The sequence below is a fragment of the Haloferax sp. s1 genome (genome assembly GCF_058382125.1).
The window spans coordinates 1-3,225 of the sequence record NZ_JBZRPK010000332.1 but is presented as its reverse complement, the minus strand read 5'-3'; the positions used below and the strand labels follow the sequence as shown (position 1 = coordinate 3,225).

The 3,225-nt window shown below is 62.7% G+C and carries 3 protein-coding genes; all 3 read left to right on the top strand.

All coding sequences use genetic code 11. The features are described from left to right. Positions 1-28 precede the first annotated feature (28 nt). Genes QT222_RS03845 through QT222_RS03835 form a run of 3 tightly spaced genes read left to right on the top strand, consistent with a single transcriptional unit; the run spans position 29 to position 2,992 of the window. Positions 29-1,294: a multicopper oxidase domain-containing protein gene (locus tag QT222_RS03845; protein ID WP_491476363.1), complete on the top strand. Its 1,266-nt coding sequence runs from the start codon at positions 29-31 to the stop codon at positions 1,292-1,294. Beyond that, positions 1,295-2,563, top strand: a complete 1,269-nt coding sequence (locus QT222_RS03840) for a ZIP family metal transporter (RefSeq protein ID WP_491476362.1) — start codon at positions 1,295-1,297, stop codon at positions 2,561-2,563. Between the two features lie 18 nt (positions 2,564-2,581). Further along, positions 2,582-2,992, top strand: a complete 411-nt coding sequence (locus QT222_RS03835) for a plastocyanin/azurin family copper-binding protein (protein ID WP_004057835.1) — start codon at positions 2,582-2,584, stop codon at positions 2,990-2,992. The last annotated feature ends 233 nt before the right edge of the window (positions 2,993-3,225 follow it).

Genomic DNA, 3,225 nt, shown 5'->3' with positions numbered 1-3,225 from the left:
TCGCCGTCGTGAACGCGAGGCGACGAACATGCCTTCGCTAGAGTATTCGAAAGCAGTAGACCTCACGGAGACGTTAGAGCGGCGATTAGCTGATTCCCTCGACCCCGATTTTACAGTCAGTCGGCGTGCTGTACTCGGTGGACTCGGTCTCGCTGGCGGTGCGGCACTGACGGGTCTCGGTCGAGCGGACGGCGACCCTCACGCAGGCAGCCACGAAGACAGTTCCCACGGAAAATTCGGCACCGTTGGGGAATACCGAAACCTCGACTTCGACCCGCACGACTTTCTCACGCAGTTCAACACGGGTCGTGGGGAACAGGCGAACGTCCCGCAGGACATCTACGAGGAGAACGGTCGAACTGTCCGCGAGTTCGAGTTTACGGCTGTCGATACGACAGTCACCGTCGCACCGGGTATCGAGTTCCCAGCGTGGGCGTACAACGGGCAGGTTCCCGGTCCGACGCTTCGGGTGGTCGAAGGCGACCTCATTCGACTGAAATTCTCCAACTTCGGGCGACACGCACACACCGTCCATCCGCACCTGCGGAACCTCAACCCGCGGATGGACGGCGTCCCAACGAACGGGCCGGGCGTCATCGACACGGACGAATCGTTCACCTACGAGTGGATTGCCCAACCAGCGGGGAGCCACTTCTACCACTGCCACTCGCTCCCGCTGAAAGAGCACATCCACCGAGGTCTCTACGGGTCGATTATCGTCGACCCCGACCCCGAGCGCGTCGCCGACCGTCCCGAGGAGTACTGCGAGTTCCACTCCTCACAAATCACCGATGAACTCCGCGAATCACTCGTCGCAGAGGCCAAGACCCGGAACCACGAGTACCCGGAAAACGACGCCGTCAACGAGATGGTGATGGTGATGAACGGGTTCGACACGAACTTCGACGGCGACAACGAGGTCTACGCTGTCAACACCCGCGCATTCGCCTACGGCGTCGGCCAAACCGACGGTAACGGTAACTGGCAGGCCGGCGAGACGAAACGCCCGATTCAGATTGATAAGACGAAGCGCCAACGGGTGTATCTCCTCAACATCATCGAGTTCGACCCCATCAACTCGTTCCATACGCACTCGCAGTTCTTCGACTACTACGACCACGGAACGACGCTGACCCCGACGCTGAAGAACGTCGATACGGTCATGCAGTCTCAGGCGCAGCGGGGAATCATCGAACTGGACTACTCGACCCACGAGTCGGGACTGTACATGTTCCACGCCCACCAGTCGGAGTTCGCCGAACTCGGCTGGATGAGCTTCTTCGAGGTGGTCTAAATGGGGCGCAAAAACACCGACAGCGGAGCGAAAGCGAGCAACCCGAACACCGACGGCGGAACGGGCGTGACTCGAACCGAGCGTCCGCTGGGGCTTCCCCGATGGGTCGCGGCACTGCTTCCGCTCGTCCTCCTAGGTCTCATCGTGGGTGGATTCTTCGCAGCCACACCGTTCGCATCGCTCGATACCCGCGGCGAACCGCTCCCCGACGTGACGGTGACGCACACGACGCTCCCGAACGACGAGACGGTCGTCGTCCACGTCACGAACAACGGGCCGGACGCGGGGACCATCTCGCAGGTCCTCGTCGGCGAGGCGTACTGGAGTTTCGACGTTCAGGGCACGGATGGTGACAACACGCTCGCGCCCCGCGAGAGCGCACAAGTCGTCATTCCGTACCACTGGAACCCTGGTTGGGACCTCGAAGTCGCATTGCTGCTTTCGGACGGGAGCACGGTCCACCACACCATCGTCGCACCCAGCGAGTCGCCGGGGCTGACGACTGACCTTCTGCTGACGATGGCCGTCGTCGGCCTGTTCGTCGGTGTCATCCCCGTCGCGCTCGGAATGCTCTGGTTCCCGTTCTTGCAGTCGATGAGCGACCGGTGGCTCCATGCGATTCTCGCCTTCTCGGCGGGCATCCTCGCCTTCCTCGCCATCGACGCGGGGTTCGAGGCGTTCGAACTCGGAGAACAGGTACCCGGCGCGTTCGAGGGAACGGCTCTCGTCGCGCTCGGTATCATCGGCGCGCTGCTCGCAGTGCAGTCCGTCAGCGCGTGGCGGAAAGAGAGAGCGGACGCCGGTGATTCGCGCGCACAGAGCGGACTGTGGGTCGCCTACCTCGTCGCACTCGGTATCGGCCTGCACAACCTCGCCGAGGGGTTGGCAATCGGGAGTTCGTTCGCACTTGGTCGCGTCTCACTCGGCGCGTTCCTCGTCATCGGCTTCATGCTTCACAACGTGACCGAAGGCCCGGCCGTCGTCGCACCCATCGCGCGCGGCGAGCGCCCGCACATCGCGCACTTCCTCGCGCTCGGCGTCCTCGCGGGTGCACCCGTCATCGTCGGTGGGTGGCTCGGCAGCCTCGCCTTCTCGCCGACGCTCGGGGCGTTCTTCCTCGCCGTCGGCGTGGGCGCAATTTTGCAGGTCATCTGGGAACTTCGCGGGATGATTCGCCGCAGTGGACGGGTGTCGTCGGCGCTGAACCTCGTTACGTTCCTCGTGGGACTCGTCGTGATGTACGTGACCGACCTGTTCGTCGCACTCTAACCACCGGGGCCTCTCACCATGAACCGACGACGACTCCTCCGACTCGGCGGCGCGACGCTCGTCGCAATGATTTCCGCGGGCTGTTCGGCCACCGGCAGGTCTGGCGGGGTGAAGCGCGTTTCCATGACCGACGACTTCGGCTTCGACCCGGAGCGTCTCACTGTTAGCACCGGGACCACGATTCGGTGGGTAAACGACAGCGATATCGTTCACACGGTAACGGCCTACGAAGACGAGATTCCAGACGACGCCACCTACTTCGCCAGCGGTGGCTTCGAATCGGAGCGGGCCGCACGAAACGAGTTGACTGGCGGGCTGATTGGTCCGGGAGGTGCGTACGAACATACCTTCGACGTTCCCGGTACCTACGAGTACTACTGCATCCCGCACGAGAGTTCGGGGATGGTCGGGTCCATCGTCGTCAAATAATCCGGTTCTCAGGTAGTTCGTGACGGAATCTCGTCCGGGTGGTTCGTGACGGAATCTCACCTAGGTGGTCCGCGGTGATACCCAAGCACGTTCAGAACCCGGTGAACCGGCTGGATAACACCGACCGACCGACCCCACCGATACAGTCGCCGACGGAGCGACCCATCCATGACTGTCGCGTATCGCTTCGGATACTCCGTCTTGAGTCGGTGTTCGAGGGCCGGGTCGAACGC